The 206-nt window shown below is 33.0% G+C and carries 1 protein-coding gene; it reads left to right on the top strand.

The features are described from left to right. The coding region (locus tag HMPREF2886_RS34775) for a hypothetical protein (RefSeq protein WP_218189062.1) at window positions 1-206 on the top strand (206 nt) is incomplete at both ends.

Here is a 206-nt window from a genome sequence, read left to right as displayed (position 1 = left end):
AGAATATTTATTCTATTATTATAATGATGACATATATAAACGTGATGACTTTAAAATAACAACCTTGATTGGTTGGTTAATTTTTTTCCCTGGCTCGTTATATATCTTAAGCTCCCTTGCTTTCTTTGTGCCAATGACCTATTTGGTGGCTGATAGAAAACGACAGATCTTATATTCTTATGTAGATGGCATTGTGATGGCAACCC

The sequence above is a fragment of the Pseudomonas sp. HMSC066A08 genome (assembly GCF_001813025.1).
Classification (GTDB): domain Bacteria; phylum Pseudomonadota; class Gammaproteobacteria; order Pseudomonadales; family Pseudomonadaceae; genus Pseudomonas; species Pseudomonas aeruginosa.
The sequence above is the reverse complement of the archived record's forward strand: the minus strand, read 5'-3'. Positions and strand labels throughout refer to the sequence as shown.